General features: G+C 35.8%; 1 protein-coding gene. It reads right to left on the reverse strand.

What is annotated here, in order from left to right:
• Positions 1-25: 25 nt before the first annotated feature.
• On the reverse strand, positions 26-1,024 hold the full coding sequence (locus tag WEIDD23_RS06085) for a glycosyltransferase family 2 protein (RefSeq protein WP_010374920.1): 999 nt from the start codon (positions 1,022-1,024) through the stop codon (positions 26-28).
• Between the last annotated feature and the right edge of the window lie 179 nt (positions 1,025-1,203).

The raw sequence follows: 1,203 nt of genomic DNA on the forward strand, positions 1-1,203 counted from the left end.
TGCATTCAAGCACACGAAATGCAGTCTACTGTAATTGCCGCTTTAAAACGAACTCATACGCTCGTTCAAACGATTTACCATTTAAAATCATCGATGCTATAGTAACCATCACAGCTTTCATTTTTAACTTTGAACTCACTTTGGCAAAAGGTAGCCTCTTCAAAATTTCAAATCTGAATAATTTTTTATGCACACTACTGGCATACTTAGTAGCCCATATCAAGTGGCCGATGTTTTCCACAAATCGCATATCCGATATTTTCTCTTTATGACCCTTCTGCACCAAAATTGATGTTTCAATATTATGTAGTAGATTGTTAACGTTAACCATATCTTCCAAAGACATACTGTGTACTGCACTATCTTCATGCATGATGTAGTCATAATGTGTCTCATCGTGAATGCGTGCTTTCAAATGGGTCGTTTCGCTAATTAGTTGAAACAGCGCACTCAAATCTTCATTTACTCTATATTTTTCAGGGAACGATACATTTTGCCACAATTCTAGTTTACTAATGTAAGCAACCGGATACCCTTTAATTGTTCCGTCACAAAGATAGCTCAATAATTCTTCTTGTCCAACTACCGTGTCTTTCACTGCACTCCCATAATTAAGTTGAAACTTATCTGGTAATGGTGCATTTTTCATTTCATCTACTAATGTAATCTTGAAAAAGTCAATATCGGTATCTTTACTTTCTATCGCTTCCACGTATGAAGAAATCAATTTTTCATCAAAATAATCGTCCCCATCTAAAAAAATAATATATTTCCCCTTAGCCTGTATTAGGCCGTAGTTCCTCGCTCCGGATACACCGCCATTAGCAATACTATAAATTTCAAATCTCTTGTCCGCCTTCACCAAAGGGTGTTCCCGCAACAACATCTCTGTTCCATCTATGGAACCATCGTCTATTAATATAAACTGTGCAGAATGATAATTCTGTTTATTCAAATTAACAGCCAATTCATCAACATACTTGGCGGAATTATACAGAGGAACAATAACAGAAACTTTAACCATAATTACACCCCTGACCTCCTAAGTTTTAAAGTCTGATAAACTGAATAAGATCGACTCAAAAAACAAATTTTGTTCTTAATCAGCCACGATAATATCCTATACCTGAATGTATCTTGTTCAAGATTTAATTGTTGTATCTGATTTAACACTCGTCGCCGTCTGATTTCGGTTTGCCGCTT

This window comes from Weissella sp. DD23, assembly GCF_001579105.1.
GTDB lineage: Bacteria > Bacillota > Bacilli > Lactobacillales > Lactobacillaceae > Weissella > Weissella cibaria.